The sequence below is a fragment of the Parvibaculum sp. genome, from assembly GCF_030694575.1.
In the GTDB taxonomy this organism is placed as follows: domain Bacteria; phylum Pseudomonadota; class Alphaproteobacteria; order Parvibaculales; family Parvibaculaceae; genus Parvibaculum.
In genome coordinates this window covers 1-20,088 of record NZ_JAUYUS010000115.1, presented here as the reverse complement: position 1 = coordinate 20,088, position 20,088 = coordinate 1, and the positions used below count along the sequence as shown (strand labels likewise).

Below are 20,088 nucleotides of genomic sequence, written 5' to 3'. Positions count from 1 at the left end.
AGAATGGCTGTAAGCGCCAACCGGCTTGAACTGTTGCAGATCGCGGATGCGGTCGCGCGCGAAAAGTCGATCGACCGTGAAGTCGTCATCGAGGCGATGGCGGAAGCGATCCAGAAGGCGGCCCGCTCCCGCTACGGCGCGGAAAATGAAATCCGTGCCCGGATCAATCCGCAGACCGGCGAAATTCGCCTGGTCCGCCTTCTCGAGGTCGTGGAAGCGGTCGACAACGACGCCATTCAGATCGACCTGAAGTCGGCGCAGCGCCGCAACCCGGCCGCGCAGCTCGGCGACCTCATCGAAGATGAATTGCCGCCGGTCGATTTCGGCCGCATCGCCGCGCAGACCGCCAAGCAGGTCATCGTCCAGAAGGTGCGCGATGCGGAACGCGAGCGCCAGTACGACGAATACAAGGACCGCATCGGCGAAATCGTCAACGGTATCGTCAAGCGCGTCGAATACGGCAACGTGATCGTCGATCTCGGACGTGGCGAAGCCATCGTTCGCCGCGACGAGCTTCTGCCGCGCGAAACCTTTCGCAACGGCGACCGTATCCGTGCCTACATCTACGACGTCCGCCGCGAACAGCGCGGACCGCAGATTTTCCTGTCGCGCTCGCATCCCCAGTTCATGGCCAAGCTCTTCGCGCAGGAAGTGCCGGAAATCTACGACGGCATCATCGAGATCAAGGCCGTCGCCCGCGATCCGGGCAGCCGTGCGAAGATCGCCGTTCTCTCGAACGACTCGTCCATCGACCCCGTCGGTGCCTGCGTCGGTATGCGCGGCAGCCGCGTGCAGGCCGTCGTGAACGAATTGCAGGGCGAGAAGATCGACATCATCCAGTGGTCGCCCGACGCCGCCACCTTCATCGTCAATGGCCTCGCGCCGGCGGAAGTCGTCAAGGTCGTGCTCGACGAAGATGCGCAGCGCATCGAAGTCGTCGTGCCGGACGACCAGCTCTCGCTCGCCATCGGCCGTCGTGGCCAGAACGTGCGCCTCGCCTCGCAGCTCACCGGCTGGGATATCGACATCCTGACCGAAGCCGAGGAAAGCGAGCGCCGCCAGGCCGAATTCCTCAGCCGCACGGCAACCTTTGCCGAGGCGCTCGACGTCGACGAGATGATCGCGCAGCTTCTCGCCTCCGAGGGCTTTGCCTCGATCGAGGAAGTGGCCTATGTCGATCTCGACGAAATCGCCGAGATCGAAGGCTTCGACGAGGACACCGCGCAGGAAATCCAGAGCCGCGCGCTCGAATATATCGAACGCCAGAATGCGGAATTCGACGCGAAGCGCCGCGGGCTCGGCGTTGCCGACGAAGTCGCCGAAGTACCGGGTGTCACGCCGAAGATGATGGTGGCGTTCGGCGAAAACGACATCAAGACCATCGAAGACCTCGCGGGCTGCGCGACGGACGACCTGATCGGCTGGAACGAGACGGTGAACGGCGAGCGCAAGCACCAGCAGGGCATTATCGAAGGCTTCGACCTGACATCCGAAGAGGCGAACGACCTCATCATGCAGGCGCGTCTCAAGGCCGGCTGGATCACCGAGGCCGATCTCGCCTCCGACGAAGAGGAAGAGGCCGGTGAAGCGGACGAGGTTGGTGAAGAAGCCTGACGGCGATGTGGCTGACGGCGATCCGGAGGGCGGCGACGAAGCCGCCGATCCCTCGGAGCGCCGCTGCATCGTCTCCGGGGAGAGCGGCCCGAAGGAGGGGCTGATCCGCTTCGTGCTCGATCCGGAAGGCCGGGTCGTGCCGGATCTGGCGGAAAAACTTCCCGGACGCGGCTTTTGGGTAACAGGAACCCGCGCGATGGTTGAAAAAGCCGTCGCGAAGGGTCATTTCGCTAGGGCGGCCAAGGCTTCCGTCGTCGCGGACCTTGGTCTTCCCGATCTTGTGGAGCGTCTGCTCGCCCGCCGCGCCGCCGATACGCTGGGCCTCGCCCGCAAGGCCGGTGCGCTGGAGACAGGCTTTGAGAAGGTAATGACGGCCATCGACCGGGGCCGCGTCGTTTGCCTCATTGAGGCCCGCGACGGTGCCGAAGATGGCCGCCGCAAGCTCGAACAACGCCTCCGCGTGGCGAAAGAGCAAGGTATTCTGCCCGATGTCGCCACCCTGAGCCCGCTTTGGGCCTATGAAATGGGTTTGGCATTGGGCCGCGGAAATGTGATACATGCAGCCCTGATCCAGGGACGCATGCAGGCGAAAGTCGTGGCGGATCTTGCCAGACTTGAGCGCTATGGGCGGAAGGACCGCCCGGAAAATGCCCGTGCCCTCTGATGGCGCGGGACCCAGGGTAACGAAGGATACGAATGACCGACCAGGCCGATACGAGCGAACGCAAACCGAAAGCCGCAGGCAAGACACTGAGCCTCAAGCGGACGGTGGAGTCTGGCCATGTTCGCCAGAATTTTTCGCATGGCCGCTCGAAGTCGGTCGTCGTCGAGAAAAAGAAGAAGCGCACGCTGAAGACCTCGGCGGATGCCGCGCCGGCTCCTGTCGAAGAGACCGCGAAAAAGCCCGCCGCCGCGCCCGAGGCGAAGCCCGCCGCTCCTGTGGAAGTGAAGGCAGCGCCTCCGGCGGCCGCTCCCGCCGCGCCTGCCGCTGCCGCGCCTGCCGCGGCACCCGCCGCTCCTGCAGCCGCCGCGCCTGCGGTCGAAAAGAAGCCGAGCCGCGTCCGTTCTGGCGTCGTGCTGCGCACCCTCACGGAAGAAGAAAAGAACGCCCGCGCCCAGGCGCTCGACAGCGCGCGTGAGCGCGAGGGCGAGGATCGCCGCCGCGCCGAGGAAGAAGCGCGCCGCTTCGCCGAGGAAGATGCCCGCCGCGAGGCCGAACGTGCCGCCGCCGCCGCGCGCGCCGCCGAGGAAGCCGCGCGTCATTCGACCGATCAGACGACGCGGACCCGCGCCGCCGAGGAAGCGAAACGCCGCCTCGACGACGATCGTCCGGCCGTCGCCGCCCGTCCTGCAAAGGAACTGGCGGTCGAAGAGGACGACGAGAAGCCGAAGCGTGGCGCCGGTCATACGCCGGCCAAGGCGCCGCCCGCCCGCCGCACCGAAGAGCGTCGCCGCGGCAAGCTCACCATCACCAAGGCTTTCGACGACGAGAGCGAGCGTCAGCGTTCGCTCGCTTCGATGCGCCGCCGCGTCGAGCGCGAGCGCAAGAAGCACATGGGCATCCAGGATGCTCCGCAGAAGATCGTCCGCGAAGTCGTCATCCCGGAAATCATCACCATCCAGGAACTTGCGAACCGCATGGCGGAGCGCGCGGTCGATGTGATGAAGATCCTGATGAAGCAGGGCATCATGCTGAAGATCACCGACGTGATCGACAGCGACACGGCCCAGCTCGTCGCGGAAGAACTCGGCCACACCGTCAAGCGCGTCGCGGAATCGGACGTTGAAGAAGGTCTGGTCGGCGAAGCGGATATCGATGAGGCGAAGCAGCCCCGTGCGCCGGTCGTCACCGTCATGGGTCACGTCGACCACGGCAAGACCTCGCTTCTCGACGCACTCCGCAAGACCGACGTCGCCGCCGGCGAAGCGGGCGGCATCACGCAGCATATCGGCGCCTATCAGGTGAACCTGAGTTCGGGCGAGCGCATCACCTTCCTCGATACGCCCGGCCACGCCGCCTTCACCTCCATGCGCGCACGCGGCGCCAAGGTGACGGATATCGTCGTGCTCGTCGTCGCGGCCGATGACGGCGTCATGCCGCAGACGATCGAAGCGATCAATCATGCCAAGGCTGCCGGCGTTCCGATGATCGTCGCCATCAACAAGATGGACAAGCCGGAAGCGGATCCGACCCGCGTGAAGAACGAACTGCTGCAGCACGAAGTCGTGGTCGAGGATTTCGGCGGCGACGTGCTCGCCGTGCCGATCTCCGCCAAGACGGGGCTGGGTCTCGACAAGCTTGAGGAAACCATTCTCCTCCAGGCCGAACTGCTCGACATCCGTGCAAACCCGGATCGTCCCGCCGAAGGCATCATCGTCGAAGCGAAGCTCGATCGCGGCCGCGGCCCGGTCGGCACCGTGCTCGTGCAGCGCGGCACGCTGAAGGTTGGCGACATCATCGTGGCCGGCGCCGAATGGGGCCGTGTCCGCGCGCTCATCAACGATCGCGGCGAAAATGTCGAGAGCGCCGGGCCGTCCGTGCCCGTCGAAGTGCTCGGCCTCGGCGGCGCGCCGGAAGCGGGCGACGTCATCAGCGTCGTCGAGAGCGAAGGCCGCGCCCGCGAAGTCACCGCCTACCGCCAGCGCCTCCAGCGCGACAAGCGCGTCGGCACGGGTGGCCGCACCTCGCTCGACCAGATGCTGTCGCAGTTGAAGGAGCAGGACAAGAAAGAGCTGCCGATCGTCGTCAAGGCGGACGTGCAGGGTTCCGCCGAAGCGATCGTGCAGGCGCTCGAAAAGCTCGGCACCGACGAAGTCACCGCCCGCGTCCTTCATGTCGGCGTCGGCGGCGTCACGGAATCGGATGTCACGCTGGCGACCGCGTCGCGCGCACCGATCATCGGCTTCAACGTCCGCGCCAACACGCAGGCGCGCGATGCCGCGCGTCAGGCCGGCGTCGAAATCCGCTACTACTCGGTCATCTACGACCTCGTGGACGACATCAAGGCCGCCATGTCCGGCATGCTCTCGCCGGAACTGCGCGAAACCTTCCTCGGCAACGCCGAAATCCTGGAAATCTTCAATATTTCCAAGACCGGCAAGGTCGCCGGTTGCCGCGTCACCGAAGGTGTCGTGCGCCGCGGCTCCCATGTCCGCCTCATCCGCGACGACGTGGTGATCCACGAAGGCAAGCTCTCCACCTTGAAGCGCTTCAAGGATGAAGTGAAGGAAGTGCAGTCCGGTCAGGAATGCGGCATGGCCTTCGAGGGTTATCAGGACATGCGCAAGGGCGACGTCATCGAATGTTTCGACGTCGAGGTCGTGCAGCGCAGCCTCGCCTGATCTGAAATTCGCCTCCCCCCGGTGGGGGGAGGCCGATCCGGCGGATCGAAGCTTTAAAAGCCCATGCAGAAGAAATCGAGTTCAGGACACAATCGTGGCGCGCGCGGGCCGAGCCAGCGCCAGCTTCGCGCGGGCGAGCTCATCCGCCGCGCCCTGTCCGACGTCGTCGCGCGCGGCACCATCCAGGACCCGGACCTCATCGAGCGCAGCTTCTCGGTGACGGAAGTGCGCGTAAGCCCCGATCTCCGCCACGCCACCTGCTTCGTCGCGCCGCTCGGCAAGGGCGATGCCGTGGCGCTTGCCGCCGCGCTCACCCGCGTGCGCGGCTATCTGCGCGGCCAGCTCTCGAAGGAAGTCACCTTCAAATACATGCCCGACCTCACCTTCGAGCCGGACACCTCCTTCGACAAGGCCGAACAGATCGACCGCCTGTTGCACTCCCCGAAGGTTTCGCAGGATCTCGCGCCGCACGATGACGACGAGGACTGAGCCGATGTCCCGCCGCAAGAAGGGCGAGGCGGTTTCGGGCTGGGTGGTGGTGGACAAGCCACTGGGCCCCACTTCCTCGGATGTCGTGAACAGGATCCGCCGCGCCTTCAACGCGCAGAAGGCGGGCCATGCGGGCACCCTCGATCCGCTCGCCACCGGCATTCTCCCGGTCGCGCTCGGCGAGGCCACCAAGACCGTCCCCTTCATCATCGACGCCATCAAGGGCTACCGCTTCACCATCCGCTTCGGCGAGGCAACGCTCACCCACGACGCCGAGGGGGAGGTGACGGAAACCAGCGCCCATCGCCCCTCGGACGCCGAAATCGAGGCGGTGCTCCCCGCCTTCACGGGCGAGATCGAGCAGGTTCCCCCCGCCTTTTCCGCCATCAAGGTCGATGGCGAGCGCGCCTATGCCCGCGCCCGCGCCGGCGAGGAGGTGGTCATGAAGCCCCGCCCCGTCACGATCCACGAAATCGTCCTTCTGGCCCGTCCCGACGCCGACCATGCCGAGCTGGAAATCCTTTGCAGCAAAGGCACTTACGTCCGCTCGCTGGCCCGCGATCTGGCGCTGGCGCTCGGCACCGTCGGCCATGTCTCGGCGCTCCGGCGGACCCGCCACGGCCCCTTCCGGGAAGAGGCCGCAATTCCGCTGGATAAACTCTGCGCCTTGGGCCATATTGCGCCCGCTCCCGGCTCTGGGACGCATTTGCTTCCGCTTGAGACCGCGCTGGACGACATCCCGGCGCTGGCCGTAAGCGGTGAGGATGCGGCCCGATTGAGAAAGGGTCAGGGAGTTTTGTTGCGCGGACGCGACGCACCCATCCTTTCCGGATCGGTTCTGGCGACCCATCGGGGAGACCCGGTGGCGCTCACCGAATACAGGAAAGGGGAGCTCTGTCCCGTTCGCGTGTTCAATCTCGGTTCATAAGGAGATCCCGATGTCGATTACGCCGGAGCGCAAAGCTCAGCTCATCAAGGAATTTGCCGGCAAGGATGGCGACACTGGTTCGCCCGAAGTCCAGGTCGCGATTCTCACCGAGCGCATCACCAACCTCACCGAGCACTTCAAGGGCCACGCGAAGGACAATCATTCGCGTCGCGGTCTGTTGAAGATGGTGAGCCAGCGCCGCAGCCTTCTCGACTATGTGAAGAAGAAGGATCAGGCGCGTTACGAAAAGCTGATCGCCCGTTTGGGGATTCGGCGGTAACCCGGGTGCTTGTTGGCCCCGATGGTTCTGCTTTGCACGGCGCCCGCCCCGAGGTTCCTTCCGGAACCTGACGGGCGGGCGTGTGTGTTTTGCAGGTCCGAAACGAAAGAGACATTCGTCCGTTGACGGATGGTTTGTCGCGGTTGAGCCCGCTGCCCCTCGTCTCTGGGGTCCGGGTTTCGTGCATGTTGCACGGCGCATTCGGCGCATCCGCGGGCAGCCGTCCCATTTGTCCGGCCGCGATATGAGCGGCAGAAAAGCGCCGGCCCGCATGATGATGGAAGAACGCATGAAAAGCGGGCGGCGCGGAACAGGAAACCGATATGTTTAAAATCACACGCGAAGAAATTGAATGGGGTGGCCGCACGCTCACCCTCGAAACGGGCAAGATCGCCCGTCAGGCCGATGGCGCGGTGCTCGCGACCTACGGCGAGACCACGGTGCTCGCGACGGTCGTCGGCGAGCGCAAGCCGAAGCCCGGCCTCGATTTCTTCCCCCTGACCGTGAACTACCAGGAAAAGACCTATGCCGCGGGCAAGATCCCCGGTGGCTTCTTCAAGCGCGAAGGCCGTCCCTCCGAAAAGGAAACGCTGGTCTCCCGCCTGATCGACCGTCCGATCCGTCCGCTCTTCATCAAGGGCTTCAAGAACGAAACCCAGGTGATCGCCACCGTCGTCAGCCATGACATGGAAAACGATCCCGACATCGTCGCCATGATCGCGGTCTCCGCCGCGCTGACGATCTCGGGTCTGCCTTTCCTCGGCCCGATCGCCGGCGCCCGCGTCGGCTACATCGACGGCGAATACAAGCTCAACCCGATGATCGACGAGATGTCGGAAAGCGCGCTCGACCTCGTCGTCGCCGGCACCGCCGACGCCGTGATGATGGTGGAATCGGAAGCGAAGGAGCTTTCCGAGGATGTCATGCTCGGCGCCGTCATGTTCGGCCACCGCGAGTTCCAGCCGGTGATCGACATGATCATCCGCATGGCCGAGAAATGCGCCAAGGAACCCCGCGCCATCGACGTGAAGGATAATTCCGCTCTCGTCGCGAAGACGCGCGAACTGGTCGAAGGCGATCTCCGCGCCGCCTACGGCATCAAGGACAAGGCCGCCCGTCACGAAGCGATCTCGAAGGCGAAGGACAAGGCCAAGGCCGCCCTCTGCAACCCGGAAGACGCGAACGCCGTGTCTGAAATCGAAGTCGGCGGCGTCTTCAAGGAAATCGAGAGCGACATCGTCCGCAACTCGATCCTCGACACCAAGAGCCGCATCGACGGCCGCGACCTCGAAACCGTCCGTCCGATCGTCTCCGAAGTGGGTGTACTCCCGCGCACGCACGGTTCCGCGCTCTTCACGCGCGGCGAGACGCAGGCCCTCGTGGTCGCGACCCTCGGCACCGGCGACGACGAGCAGTTCATCGACGCGCTGGAAGGCACCTACAAGGAAAACTTCCTGCTGCACTACAACTTCCCGCCCTTCTCCGTCGGCGAGACGGGCCGCGTCGGCTTCACCGGCCGCCGCGAAGTCGGTCACGGCAAGCTCGCTTGGCGCGCGCTCCGTGCGGTGCTTCCGCCCAAGACCGAGTTCCCCTACACGCTGCGCCTCGTCTCGGAAATCACCGAGTCGAACGGTTCGTCCTCGATGGCGACCGTCTGCGGCTCCTCGCTCGCGATGATGGATGCGGGCGTGCCGTTGAAGCGCGCCGTCGCGGGCATCGCGATGGGCCTCATCCTCGAAGGCGACCGCTTCGCCGTCCTCTCCGACATTCTCGGCGACGAGGATCACCTCGGCGACATGGACTTCAAGGTCGCGGGCACGGAAGCGGGCGTGACCTCGCTCCAGATGGACATCAAGATCACCGGCATCAACGAGAGCATCATGAAGCAGGCCCTCGCCCAGGCGCAGGGCGGCCGCATGCATATTCTCGGCGAGATGGCGAAGGCGCTCGACACGGCCCGCCCCGAAATGGGCGAGCACGCGCCGCGCATCGAAGTCATCACGGTCCCGACCGACAAGATCCGTGAAGTCATCGGCACCGGCGGCAAGGTCGTCCGCGAGATCGTGGAAAAGACCGGCGCCAAGATCGACATCTCCGACGATGGCACGATCAAGGTGGCGTCCTCCGACGGCGAGTCGATCCGCAAGGCCATTGCCTGGATCCAGGGCATCGTCGCCGAGCCGGAACTTGGCCACATCTATGAAGGTACGGTCGTGAAGGTCGTCGATTTCGGCGCCTTCGTGAACTTCTTCGGTCCCCGCGACGGTCTCGTGCACATCTCGCAGATGGCGCCGAACCGGGTCGAGCAGGTCTCCGACATCGTCAAGGAAGGCGACAAGGTCAAGGTGAAACTCCTGGGCTTCGACGATCGCGGCAAGGTCCGCCTGTCGATGAAGCATGTGAACCAGGAAACCGGCGAAGAGATCGTCTACGAAAACGAACCCGCCGAGCAGCCCCGCGAAAAGCGCGAAGGCGGCGGTGGCGGCCGCGGCCGTCGCCGCGAACGCGACTGATCGACAGCCGCTTCGAATTGAAAGGGCGCCGGTTTCATCCGGCGCCCTTTTTCTTTCCGGCCGTCAGTTTCCGGCAACCCTCGGCAGCGCCTCCGGGTCCGCGTCGAGTTCGGCGGCGACGCGCCGCCACGCCGCAAGACGTTCTGCCGAAAGAGGGTGTGTCGCCATGATCGAAGCCGCCTTGTTGTTCGATACCTTGGCGAGCGTGATCCAGACATTCTCGGCCGCCGTCAGGTCGTATCCCGCCCGCTTCAAAAGAAAGGCCGCCAGATAGTCGGCATCCGCTTCGAGCGCGATCAGGTGCCGGGCGCTGGCGCTTTGGCGCGAAGCCGCCGAGGAGGGCGAACTGCCGCCAAGCGTATACCGCATCGCCTGGTAGTAGCGCGCCGCCGTCGCGGCGCTGGCATCGTGGCCGCTCATGCGATGGGCTATTTCATGCGCCAGCATCGCCGCGACCTCGTCCTCCGTTTCGAGATAGCGCAGCAGCGCCACCGTGATCCAGATCGTGCCCTTCTCGTCGGCAAAGGCATTCGCCTCCTCATTGCCGGCGATGCGCAGGGCAAAGCCGCACGTCTCCGAACCGATGGCTTCGCAGAGCGGGCCTGTGTGGTCGCGCAACCTTTGCGCCGCGCGGTCTGCCACGGCGACAAGCTCGTCGACGGGTGCTTCGGATTTGACAGGCATGGGCGCCTGTTCGATGGCGGCCGCCGCCGCTTCGGTCTCCGCCCTGTCGAAAGCCGGACGCTCGTATTTGATGGCCGCGCATTGGCTGGCAAGCAACAGAAAGGCGGCAATGACACCGGTTTTCTTCATCCTGTCCTCCCTTGCGGTCCCTCGCACCGCCAGCCTAGGCGATCGGGCGCGACGGGAAAAGACGGCCTTCCCGTTTCGCCGCCCGGCCCTTTCCCGCTAGGATCGGGGGCAGTCCGTCATTCCCCGGAGACACCATGCGCCTGCCAGCCGCCCTCGCCGCCCTCTTCCTGTTCGCAACTCCTCTCCATGCCGATGAAGCCGGCCCGGCCGGCGACTGGAAGAGCGACGCCACCACGCACGATCTCGACCGTCTTGAGCGTTACGAGGACGCGGTGACCAAGGGCATGATGGAATCGCGCGTCGCCGGCGAGGAGAACGGCTCCTACAACGAACTCGTCAGCGTCATGGAGGCAGAGACCGTCGCCGCCGATCCCGAAAAGCTGAAAGGCGACTGGCACTGCCGCACCATCAAGGCGGGCGGCCCCTTCGCGGGCTTCGTCGTCTATGGCTGGTTCCGCTGCGCGATCACGGAAAGGGACGGCCGCCTCTTCTTCGAAAAGCTCACCGGCTCGCAGCGCCAGTCGGGCTTCCTCTATCCGCGCGATGAAAAAAGCTGGGTCCTGCTCGCCGCGCCGAACGAAGGTCATTCCGGCCCCATCCGCGCCTATTCCGGCCCCGCCGGCGGCATCGCGGATCCGCAACTGATCGACGAGCCGGCCGTCGTGAGCCTCCTCGCCGACGGCCGCGCGCGCATTGTCTTCCCCTGGCCGGAGCTTGAATCGACCTTCAACGTGCTGGAAATGAAGCGGCGAAAATAACGGGCTTCAGCCCTCGCCGTTCTCCATCTGCGCCTTCAGCTCTTCCGCGCGCGGCAGGCCGATGATGTTATAGCCGCCATCGACGTGATGCACTTCGCCGGAAACCCGCGCCGAAAGATCGGAGAGGAGATAGAGCCCCGCGCCGCCGACATGGTCGAGCTCGATCGATTCCTTGATCGGCGCATGCGTCTTGTTCCACTTGAACACGAACCGCGCATCGCCCACCGCCGAGCCCGCCAGCGTCCGCATCGGACCGGCCGAGATCGCGTTGACGCGAATGCCGTGCCTCCCGAGATCGACCGCGAGATAGCGCACGCTCGCCTCGAGCGCGGCTTTGGCCACGCCCATCACATTGTAGTTCGGCATGACGCGCGTCGAGCCGCCATAGGTGAGCGTCACCATGGAGCCGCCCCGCGTCATCAGCTTTGCCGCGCGCCGCGCGACATCGGTGAAGGAGAAGCAGGAAATATCCATCGTCCGCAGGAAGTTCTCCCGCGTCGTGTCGACATAGCGGCCCTTCAGCTCGTTCTTGTCGGAATGCGCGATGGCGTGAACCACGAAGTCGAGCACGCCCCATTCCTTTTCGAGCGTCTCGAACGCGCTGTCGAGGCTTGCCGGGTCCGTCACGTCGCAGGGCAGCAGCAGCTTCGAGCCGGCCGATTCCGCCAGCGGCTTCACGCGCCGCCCGAAGCTTTCGCCCTGATAGGTGAAGGCGAGTTCGGCGCCATGCGCCGCCAGCGCCCGCGCGATGCCCCAGGCGATCGAGTGATCGTTCGCCACGCCCATGATGAGGCCACGACGGCCCTTCATCAGCGGCCCCGTCAGCACCAATGTGCCTTCGCCCGCTTTCTCGCCAGAACCGTGCATGCGTGTCTCGTTTCCCAATTTATTCGGCCCCGCTTCCGGTCGCCTACCCGTTATAGCGTTGCAGCGCCAGCGTCGCGTTGGTGCCGCCGAAACCGAAACTGTTCGAGATTGCGAGGTTGATGTCCGCATTGTCGATGCGCTTGCGCACGATGTTCGCGTCCGCCACGGCGGGATCGATCTCGTCGATATTGGCGCTCGCGGCGATGAAGCCCGACTGCATCATCAGCAGCGTATAGATCGCCTCGTGAACGCCGGCCGCGCCCTGTGCATGGCCGGTCAGCGATTTCGTCGCGCTGATGGGCGGCATGTCGGCGCCGAAGACTTCGCGGATGGCGTTGATCTCGGGAATGTCGCCCACAGGCGTCGACGTCGCATGCGGGTTGATGTAGTCGACCTTCTCCTTGACGTTCTGCAGCGCCATCTTCATGCAGCGCACCGCGCCTTCGCCGGAAGGCGCCACCATGTCGGCGCCGTCCGCCGTCGCGCCATAGCCGACGATCTCGGCATAGATTTTCGCGCCGCGCGCTTTCGCGTGTTCCAGTTCTTCCAGCACCACGATGCCGCCGCCGCCGGAAATCACGAAGCCGTCGCGGTCCTTGTCATAGGCGCGGCTCGCCTGATGCGGCTCGTTGTTCCGCTTCGCCGACATTGCGCCCATCGCGTCGAAGAGAACGGAGAGCGTCCAGTCGAGTTCTTCGCCGCCGCCCGCGAACATCACGTCCTGCTTGCCCCATTGGATCATCTCGGCCGCATTGCCGATGCAGTTCGCCGAGGTCGAGCAGGCCGAGCTGATGGAGTAGTTGACGCCCTTGGTCTTGTACCAGGTCGAAAGATTGGCCGAGCAGGTCGACGACATCGCCTTCGGCACCGCGAAGGGGCCGACCTTCTTCGGACCTTTCACGGGCTCGGTGCGCGCCATGTCGGCGGCCGCGACGATCGCCTTGGTCGAAGGTCCGCCCGAACCGACGATGAGCCCCGTGCGCGGGTTGCTCACGTCGCTTTCCTCCAGGCCCGCATCGCGGATCGCCTGTTCCATCGCAACCCACGCATAGGCCGCGCCGTCGCCCATGAAGCGCCGCGCGCGCCGGTCCACCGCCTCGTCGAGATTGATCTTCAGGTTGCCATGCACCTGGCTCCTGAAACCCATCTCGGCATAGACGTCCGACTTCTCGATGCCAGACTTGCCTTCGCGCAGGCTGCCGATGACTTCCTGCGTGTTGTTTCCGATGCTGGAAACGATCCCCATGCCCGTGACGACCACTCGCCTCATGGCAGCCTCTCTTTCACTGCGGATAAAAAATCATCTGCGTCGCCGTCTTGTCAGGCCGCCTGCCCTTCGGCTTGCAGTCCGACTTTCATGTCGTTGATGGTGAAGGCCAGTTCACCATCGGCCAGAATGGTGCAGTCGGCAACGCCGACCACCAGCCGGCGGTTCACGACACGCTTGAGCTGAATGATGTATTCGATCTTTTTGATGGCGGGCGTCACCATGGCGGAGAATTTCACTTCGCCCACGCCGACCGCGCGTCCCTTGCCCTTGCCGCCGATCCAGCCGAGGAAAAAGCCGAGCAACTGCCATGCACCGTCGAGGCCGAGGCAACCCGGCATGATCGGGTCGCCTTCGAAATGGCAGGGGAAGAACCAGAGATCCGGCTTGATGTCGAATTCGGCCTTGATGAGGCCTTTGCCGTGTTCGCCGCCTTCATCCGAAATATGGGTGATGCGATCGATCATCAGCATGGGGGGCAGGGGCAGCTGTGCGTTGCCGGGGCCGAACAGCCGGCCATGCCCGCATTCGAGCAAATCTTCGTAGGAATATGCCGACTTCTGCTCCGCCATTTCCATCCGCTCAACAAAAGGCCCGATCCGCATCTGCCGGCGCTCGCCGTGGTGCTATCCGGAGCCGTCCTCACTTTGGGACGGCTTTTGCCGTCCCGGTTTCCTCGCCTTCTGCGCTTCGTAACACACCCTTGAGCCGCCGCAAACCCTTGGCTTACGGGCATTTAGCGCCCGCCATGGCCGCCGCCGCGCCCTTGACAAACCTATGACGCACACACTATCTATTTGTTTGTAACGATTACAAACTGCAGCCTTTAATCCGTCTTCTATACGAAACGGATCGGGGCCGCCGGAAACCAGAGGACGAAAGTTCGTGACGCAGGAAAGACCCTACGCACAGACGCTCACCAGGTTGCGGGACGCCGGGCTTCGCCCGACGCGCCAGCGGCTGGCTCTGGGCCGCCTCCTGTTCGACGGCGGCGACCGGCATGTCACGGCCGAAGCCCTGCACGAGGAAGCGCAGAAGGCAGGCGTCAGCGTCTCTCTCGCCACCGTCTACAACACGCTGCACCAGTTCACCGGCGCGGGCCTCCTGCGCGAGGTCGTGGTGGACAGCTCGCGGACCTATTTCGACACCAACATCGATGACCACCATCACTTCTTCATCGAGAAGGATGGCGCGCTCATGGATATCGCCGGCCAGGACGTCACCATCGGCAAGCTGCCGGAGGCGCCGGAGGGCATGGATATCGCCCGTGTGGATGTCATCGTCCGCCTCCACGACCGGCCCCGGAACTGACCGGTCGTCTTAAGAATTCCTCGCAAAAACAATAACTAAAAAGTTTGTTTGGAATATATCCAATCTGTTGACCACTCCGGTTAACGGCCCTAGAATCTCAGTCAACCTCCCAGACCCGCCCTTTCCCGAAGGGTGGCGGGAAGCGCCGGAAAAGGCTCCAAGCCCGCCCGGTGCACGGCTGTCGGCGCCCGAACGGGCACCGGGCCCGGTTTCTAGTGATCGTCAAACGCACAAGTGAGGAGCAACATCATGGCATCGCTTTCCGGTTCCAAGACCTGGGAAAATCTCAAAGAAGCGTTCGCCGGCGAAAGCCAGGCCAACCGCCGCTATCTCTATTTCGCTCAGAAGGCCGACGTCGAAGGCTTCAACGACGTCGCCGCCGTGTTCCGCTCGACCGCCGAAGGCGAGACGGGCCATGCGCACGGCCATCTCGAATTCCTCGAGGAAGTCGGCGATCCGGCGACGGGCGAGCCCATCGGCGCCACCGACAAGAACCTGAAGGCGGCCATCGCGGGCGAAACCCACGAATACACGGACATGTATCCGGGCATGGCGCGCACCGCGCGCGATGAAGGCTTCGACGAAATCGCCGACTGGTTCGAAACGCTCGCCAAGGCCGAGAAGAGCCATGCCGGCCGTTTCCAGAAGGCCCTGGACAGCCTCGGCAGCTAAGCGCTGCTTCGCGATCATCGTGTGGCCGGAGGGGTTCGCCTCTCCGGCCTCCACGCGCCCGTCCATCCCCGGAGATGAAAGCCGATGAGCAGCCCGATAGAAGGCGGCCCTAAAGAGGGAAGCACCGAAGCCCCGATCCGTCATCCGATCGAGTGGCGCAACCCGGACTTCTACGACGCCGAAAAGATCGATGCCGAAATGCGCCGCATCTTCGACATCTGTCACGGCTGCCGCCGCTGCTTCAATCTCTGTGACAGTTTCCCGCGCCTCTTCGACCTGATCGACGAGAGCCCGACCGGTGAACTCGACGAGGTGAAATCATCCGATTTCGGTCCCGTCGTCGAGGCCTGCACGCTCTGCGACATGTGCTACATGACGAAGTGCCCCTATGTGCCGCCGCATGAATTCAATCTCGACTTCCCGCATCTGATGCTGCGCTACCGCGCGGCCGAAGGAAAAGAAAAGGAAGGCTTCCCCTTCGTGCAGGCGCAGCTCGCGCAGACGGACCGCAACGGCAAGCTCGCCCAGCCCGTCGCGCCGCTTGCGAATTGGGGCTCGTCCCGTTCCAACAAATTGACGCGCCCCGTCCTCGAGGCCGTGGCAGGGATCGACCGCCGCGCCGAGTTGCCGAAGTTTCATGGGCAGACATTCACGATGCGCGCGAAGAAGCAGGACAAGGAGGGCCTCTCCGCGCCGAAGCCCGCGCCCGCCGCGGGCCGCAAGGTCGTCCTCTTCGCCACCTGCTTCGTCAACTACAACAATCCGGGCGTCGGCGAAGCCGCGCGCCTCGTCCTCGCGCATAATGGCGTCGAGACGGAAGTCGCCTATCCCGGCTGTTGCGGCATGCCCTTCCTCGAACAGGGCAACATCGAAAAAGTCGCCGCCCAGGCGGAAAAAGTCGCGAAGGATATGTGCGCCTGGATCGACAAGGGCTACGACATTATCACGCTCACCGCTTCCTGCGGCCTCATGTTCAAATTCGAATGGCCGCTCATCCTGCCCGAGAACGAAGACGTGATGCGCCTCTCCGCCGCGACGCGCGACATCGACGAATATGTCGTCGACATCGCAAAGAAGGAGGGCCTTGCCGCCGGCCTTCGCCCCGTCGAGGGCGGCGTCACGGCGCATCTCGCCTGCCATGCCCGCGCGCAGAACATGGGTGCGAAATCGGCCGAGATGCTCCGCCTCATCCCCGACATCAAAGTCGACGTGGTCGAGCGTTGCTCCGGACACGGAGGAACCTTCGGCGTCATGAAGGAAACCTTCGACGTCGCCATGAAGGTCGGCAAGACCGCGTCCCGCAATGTCGCCAAGACCGGCAACAAATATGTGACGTCGGATTGCCCGCTCGCCGCCAAGCACCTCACCCACGAGATCGAAACCCTGGGCGAGCCGCAATTGCCGGTGGCGCAGCACCCGATCGAAATCATGGCGCGCGCCTGGGGATTGATTCAGTAAGCGGGGGGACGAACTCCGGAAAAAAGGTTCAAGAGATGAGTGCGATGAAAAAAGAAATCACCCCCGCCGACATTCTCCCCTACGAAACCTACGCGAAGGAGCGGAAGGAACGCCGCACCGCGATCACCGCGCTGAAGAAGAACCGCCGCGTCGAAGTCGGCCCCTACGCCACTTTCTATTTCGAGAACTACGACACGATGTTCCAGCAGGTCCAGGAAATGCTGCACATCGAGAAAGGCGGCGCCGAACAGCTCGAGGACGAACTTCGCGCCTATAACCCGCTGATCCCGCAAGGCAACGAACTCGTCGCCACCATCATGTTCGAGATCAACGACGAGGTCCGCCGCGACAGGTTCCTGCGGTCGATCACCTGGGTCGAGAAACATCTCTATATTGATGTCGGCGGCGAGAAGGTGCCCGGCGAAGCCGAGACGGATGTCGAGCGCACGAAAGCCGACGGCAAGACCTCCTCCGTCCATTTCGTCCATTTCCGCTTCACGCCCGAACAGATCGCGAAATTCCGCGCGCCCGAAACCCAGGTCCTCGCCGTCATCGCCCACGAGAACTACCACCACATGGCAGTCCTCCCGCCCGCGGTGAAAGAGGCGCTCGCGAAGGACTTCGCCTGATAGCTACCGGCGCTCGGCGCCGTCGCCGATCCCCTGTAGCACCAGCCGGCGGAACATCGCGTCCACCTGCGCCGGTTTCAGCCCCGGCTTCTTTTCGAGCCACCATGTCAGCAGCGTCAGCAGCGTGCCGACAGTGAATTGCACATAAACCTCGCGCGGCAGGCCTTCGTCCTTTCCGCCTTTCGGCAATTCCCGCCGCACGATCTCGGAAAGCGCGCGGCGGATTTCCTCCAGCGCCACCAGGCTCCCCCGGCTGCCCGTCATCGCCCGGAAGACATCCGCATATCGCCCCGCATGGTCGAACATCGCGCGGCTGAAGCGGAGCGGCTCGTCTCCCGCCTGCCCGTCCGCTTCGGTGGCGGAGAGCTCCGCGCGCAGCATGGCAAAGCCGCTGCGGAGCAGGTCTTCCTTGCCGGTGTAATGCGCATAGAAGGTCGAGCGGCCGACATCCGCCTCTTCGATGAGGTCCTGAACGGTGATCGCCTCATATCCCTTGCGCGTCACGAGCCGCAACAGCCCTTCGTGCAGCGCCTTGCGCGTCCGCGCCGCGCGCCGGTCGATTGTCCCGCCTTCGCTTTTCCCGGACAAAACGCCTCTCCCGTCCCTTAGCGGACATTCGCGCCCCGCCGTTCATGGCGCGTCCCGCACAGCCTGTTCACAATCGGACAGATGGTCCCGCCCCGCGCTCTTGCCAAGGGGCGGACGGCGCAGGCAAGGAGGCGGTTTCATGCACGGCAACAACGCGACGGCGGCGGATGAAAGCCGTGGCATCGGCTTCCCGAGGCTCTACGATCTCCTGATCCTCCTCCTCACGCGCGGCCGCGATGCCGCCTACCGTGCCCGCCTGCTCGACCTCGCCGCCGTCGCGCCGGGCGAGCGCATGCTCGACATCGGCTGCGGCACCGGCACGCAGGCCGTCGCCGCCTGGCGCCGCGTCCAGCCGGGCGGCAGCGTCCTCGGCGTCGACCTCTCGGAAAACATGCTCGCCGCCGCCCGCCGCAAGGCGCGCCGTGCCCGCGCGGACATCGTCTTCCGCGCCGCCGACACGGCCTCGCTTCCCTTCACCGATGCGAGCTTCGATGTTGTCACGCTGACGACGGTGATGCACATGGTGCCGGAGGCGAAAAGGTTGGCTGCGTTGCGCGAGGCCGCCCGCGTGCTCCGCCCCGGTGGCCGCCTCCTGCTGGTCGATTACGCGGGCAGCCTCGCAAGCCGCACGCATCTCTCGGCGAAGCACGGGCCCCACGGCCGCTTCGATCTCGATCTCTGGCGCGCGCCGCTTGCCACCGAAGGCTTCGGCGATATCGCGCACGGGCCCCTCGGCTGGCTCGATCTCCACTTCCTGCGCGGCGTGAAGAAATAGGCGCCTACTCGAATTCCTCGCCCGGATAGACGCCCCAGAGCGCGCCGCGCGCGATCCAGCCGTCCCGTCCCTGCGCGGTGAGGCGGCACCAGTTTCCCTTGCAGGCGGTGACGCGCGCGACGAGCCCCTTCTCCACATAGGCCACCACCTCTGACGCGCCGTCCGGTTCCGCATGCAGCGCCACCGGCCCGCCATCCGCCGCCGCCGCGTCCACGATCGCGCTGCGCTCGCCCGCCAGCATCGTGTGCCAGATCCAGCCGCCATCGCCCTCATGGTCGCGGATGCGCCGCCAGTTGTTCGATTCCGCGATCACCTCCAGGGGCACGCCGCTTTTGCGGTAAACCCAGTCGATGGGAAAGTCCGTCCCCGGCCCCCGCCGGACATTCGCCCGCCCCGATTTCAGGCTCACATAGCGCGGCACCGGCAGCCCCGTCGCCGTGCCGGGCGTCTGGCTCGGCTCCGCCGTCTCCAGCGCCGCCATCGCAATCCTGTCACTGGCCCGCGCCGGGCCCGTGCCCATAATCGCCGCAAGCGCAAGCAGCAGCGCGCCCCCCGCGAGCCGCCGCGATATTTCCCCGTTGATGGTCTTTACCCGCTCAGGCATCTCTTCCGTTTGTTTCCGCCCCGTCCGCTCAGGCCCCCGTTCCCGACTCAGTGGATTTTGCCAGAAAATGCGGCAAACAAACGGATAAAACCTGCTAATAAGGGCTCATTGCAGCCGGAGTACCTCATGACCGCCAAAAAGCCGCTCGTCATCGTCACGCGCAAATTGCCCGCGCCCATCGAGGCGCGCATGGGCGAACTGTTCGATGTCCGGCTGAACGGCGACGACCACCCCTTTTCGCCCGCCGAGCTTGCCGCCGCCCTCCGCGAGGCCGACGTGCTGGTCCCCACCGTGACGGACCGCATCGATGCCCGCCTTCTCTCCCAGGCCGGCGAAAATCTCCGCCTCATTGCCCAGTTCGGCACCGGCGTCGACAATATCGACGTCGAGACGGCCCGCCGCCGCGGCATCACCGTCACCAACACGCCGGGCGTGCTCACCGAAGACACCGCCGACATGACCATGGGCCTGCTGCTGGCCGTGCCGCGCCGCCTGTCGGAAGGCGCCCGCTATCTCCGCGAGCATGAGGGGCAATGGCCCGGCTGGTCGCCGACCTGGATGCTCGGCCGCCGCCTCACGGGCAAGCGCCTCGGCATCATCGGCATGGGCCGCATCGGCCAGGCCGTCGCCCGCCGCGCCAAACCCTTCGGCCTCGAAATCCACTACCACAACAGGAAGCCCGCCAACGCCGTCATCGAGCAGGAGCTCGAAGCGCGCTTCTGGGAAAACCTCGACGACATGCTCCCCAAGGTCGACATCGTCTCGGTCAATTGCCCGCTCACGCCGCAGACCTTCCACCTGCTCGACACGCGCCGCCTGAAGCTGCTGAAACCGGAAGCCTATATCGTCAACACCGCGCGCGGCGAAATCATCGACGAGAACGCGCTTATCCGCGCGCTGGAAGCCGGCGAACTCGCCGGCGCCGGCCTCGACGTCTTCGAGCACGAACCGTCGGTCAACCCGCGCCTCCTGAAACTCCCAAACGTCGTCTCGCTCCCCCACATGGGCTCCGCCACCATCGAGGGCCGCGTCGAAATGGGCGGCAAGGTCATCGTCAACATCAAGACCTTCATGGACGGCCACCGCCCGCCCGACCGCGTCATCCCCGCAATCATGTAAGCCCCTTCGCGGCCCGCCGGAATATTCTCTATACTGAACAAAAAATAAGTGTCATCCCGGC

Annotated in this window: 20 protein-coding genes; 14 read left to right on the top strand and 6 right to left on the bottom strand. The window is 64.8% G+C overall.

The window, feature by feature from the left end:
- The first annotated feature begins 3 nt into the window (after positions 1-3).
- The 7 genes from nusA (at position 4) to pnp (ending at position 9,166) form a co-directional block, all read left to right on the top strand.
- The gene (nusA, locus tag Q8S60_RS16245; RefSeq protein ID WP_305275469.1) at positions 4-1,614 is read left to right on the top strand and encodes a transcription termination factor NusA; all 1,611 of its coding nucleotides are present in this window, start codon (positions 4-6) and stop codon (positions 1,612-1,614) included.
- A complete protein-coding gene (locus Q8S60_RS16240) occupies positions 1,601-2,278 on the top strand; it encodes an RNA-binding protein (protein WP_305275470.1) in 678 nt (225 codons plus the stop codon). The genes nusA and Q8S60_RS16240 overlap by 14 nt, the downstream gene beginning before the upstream one ends.
- Before the next feature lie 32 nt (positions 2,279-2,310).
- Positions 2,311-4,956 carry a translation initiation factor IF-2 gene (gene infB / locus Q8S60_RS16235; protein WP_305275471.1) on the top strand — a complete coding sequence of 882 codons (2,646 nt, stop codon included), beginning with the start codon at positions 2,311-2,313 and terminating at the stop codon, positions 4,954-4,956.
- Between the two features lie 63 nt (positions 4,957-5,019).
- Positions 5,020-5,445, top strand: a complete 426-nt coding sequence (gene rbfA, locus Q8S60_RS16230) for a 30S ribosome-binding factor RbfA (protein WP_305275472.1) — start codon at positions 5,020-5,022, stop codon at positions 5,443-5,445.
- Positions 5,446-5,449: 4 nt separating this feature from the next.
- Entirely contained in the window at positions 5,450-6,373 is a 924-nt protein-coding gene (truB, locus tag Q8S60_RS16225; protein ID WP_305668717.1) for a tRNA pseudouridine(55) synthase TruB, read from the top strand.
- A gap of 10 nt (positions 6,374-6,383) precedes the next feature.
- Entirely contained in the window at positions 6,384-6,653 is a 270-nt protein-coding gene (gene rpsO / locus Q8S60_RS16220) for a 30S ribosomal protein S15 (RefSeq protein ID WP_305275474.1), read from the top strand.
- A gap of 323 nt (positions 6,654-6,976) precedes the next feature.
- Positions 6,977-9,166, top strand: coding sequence for a polyribonucleotide nucleotidyltransferase (gene pnp, locus Q8S60_RS16215; RefSeq protein WP_305275475.1), 2,190 nt, complete (start codon positions 6,977-6,979; stop codon positions 9,164-9,166).
- A 63-nt stretch (positions 9,167-9,229) separates the two neighbouring features.
- Here the strand turns inward: pnp and Q8S60_RS16210 are convergent, their stop codons facing one another.
- Positions 9,230-9,979, bottom strand: a complete 750-nt coding sequence (locus Q8S60_RS16210) for a M48 family metallopeptidase (protein ID WP_305275476.1) — start codon at positions 9,977-9,979, stop codon at positions 9,230-9,232.
- A gap of 134 nt (positions 9,980-10,113) precedes the next feature.
- On the opposite strand from Q8S60_RS16210, the gene Q8S60_RS16205 reads away from it, so the two are divergent.
- The gene (locus tag Q8S60_RS16205; RefSeq protein ID WP_305275477.1) at positions 10,114-10,737 is read left to right on the top strand and encodes a DUF4893 domain-containing protein; all 624 of its coding nucleotides are present in this window, start codon (positions 10,114-10,116) and stop codon (positions 10,735-10,737) included.
- 6 nt (positions 10,738-10,743) lie between these two features.
- Here Q8S60_RS16205 and fabI read toward each other — a convergent pair whose 3' ends face one another.
- The 3 genes from fabI to fabA are packed head-to-tail and all read right to left on the bottom strand — an operon-like array spanning position 10,744 to position 13,443.
- Positions 10,744-11,604 (bottom strand): enoyl-ACP reductase FabI, encoded by an 861-nt coding sequence (gene fabI / locus Q8S60_RS16200; RefSeq protein WP_305275478.1) that lies wholly within the window; start codon positions 11,602-11,604, stop codon positions 10,744-10,746.
- Between the two features lie 43 nt (positions 11,605-11,647).
- Positions 11,648-12,874 (bottom strand): beta-ketoacyl-ACP synthase I, encoded by a 1,227-nt coding sequence (gene fabB / locus Q8S60_RS16195; RefSeq protein ID WP_305275479.1) that lies wholly within the window; start codon positions 12,872-12,874, stop codon positions 11,648-11,650.
- A 50-nt stretch (positions 12,875-12,924) separates the two neighbouring features.
- Positions 12,925-13,443 carry a 3-hydroxyacyl-[acyl-carrier-protein] dehydratase FabA gene (gene fabA / locus Q8S60_RS16190; RefSeq protein WP_305275480.1) on the bottom strand — a complete coding sequence of 173 codons (519 nt, stop codon included), beginning with the start codon at positions 13,441-13,443 and terminating at the stop codon, positions 12,925-12,927.
- A gap of 313 nt (positions 13,444-13,756) precedes the next feature.
- Here fabA and irrA point away from each other — a divergent pair, with 313 nt between their 5' ends.
- The 4 genes from irrA (at position 13,757) to Q8S60_RS16170 (ending at position 16,941) form a co-directional block, all read left to right on the top strand.
- Positions 13,757-14,182: an iron response transcriptional regulator IrrA gene (gene irrA, locus Q8S60_RS16185; protein ID WP_305275481.1), complete on the top strand. Its 426-nt coding sequence runs from the start codon at positions 13,757-13,759 to the stop codon at positions 14,180-14,182.
- Positions 14,183-14,431: 249 nt separating this feature from the next.
- The gene (locus tag Q8S60_RS16180) at positions 14,432-14,854 is read left to right on the top strand and encodes a rubrerythrin family protein (protein ID WP_012112497.1); all 423 of its coding nucleotides are present in this window, start codon (positions 14,432-14,434) and stop codon (positions 14,852-14,854) included.
- Between the two features lie 84 nt (positions 14,855-14,938).
- A complete protein-coding gene (locus tag Q8S60_RS16175) occupies positions 14,939-16,312 on the top strand; it encodes a heterodisulfide reductase-related iron-sulfur binding cluster (protein ID WP_305275482.1) in 1,374 nt (457 codons plus the stop codon).
- Positions 16,313-16,356: 44 nt separating this feature from the next.
- Positions 16,357-16,941, top strand: coding sequence for a DUF3501 family protein (locus Q8S60_RS16170; protein WP_370867250.1), 585 nt, complete (start codon positions 16,357-16,359; stop codon positions 16,939-16,941).
- A gap of 3 nt (positions 16,942-16,944) precedes the next feature.
- Here Q8S60_RS16170 and Q8S60_RS16165 read toward each other — a convergent pair whose 3' ends face one another.
- Positions 16,945-17,529: a TetR/AcrR family transcriptional regulator gene (locus Q8S60_RS16165; RefSeq protein ID WP_305275484.1), complete on the bottom strand. Its 585-nt coding sequence runs from the start codon at positions 17,527-17,529 to the stop codon at positions 16,945-16,947.
- A gap of 139 nt (positions 17,530-17,668) precedes the next feature.
- On the opposite strand from Q8S60_RS16165, the gene Q8S60_RS16160 reads away from it, so the two are divergent.
- On the top strand, positions 17,669-18,304 hold the full coding sequence (locus Q8S60_RS16160; RefSeq protein WP_305275485.1) for a class I SAM-dependent methyltransferase: 636 nt from the start codon (positions 17,669-17,671) through the stop codon (positions 18,302-18,304).
- 4 nt (positions 18,305-18,308) lie between these two features.
- Here the strand turns inward: Q8S60_RS16160 and Q8S60_RS16155 are convergent, their stop codons facing one another.
- Positions 18,309-18,908, bottom strand: coding sequence for an SH3 domain-containing protein (locus Q8S60_RS16155; RefSeq protein ID WP_305275486.1), 600 nt, complete (start codon positions 18,906-18,908; stop codon positions 18,309-18,311).
- 126 nt (positions 18,909-19,034) lie between these two features.
- On the opposite strand from Q8S60_RS16155, the gene Q8S60_RS16150 reads away from it, so the two are divergent.
- The gene (locus Q8S60_RS16150; RefSeq protein WP_305275487.1) at positions 19,035-20,027 is read left to right on the top strand and encodes a D-glycerate dehydrogenase; all 993 of its coding nucleotides are present in this window, start codon (positions 19,035-19,037) and stop codon (positions 20,025-20,027) included.
- Positions 20,028-20,088: the final 61 nt, after the last annotated feature.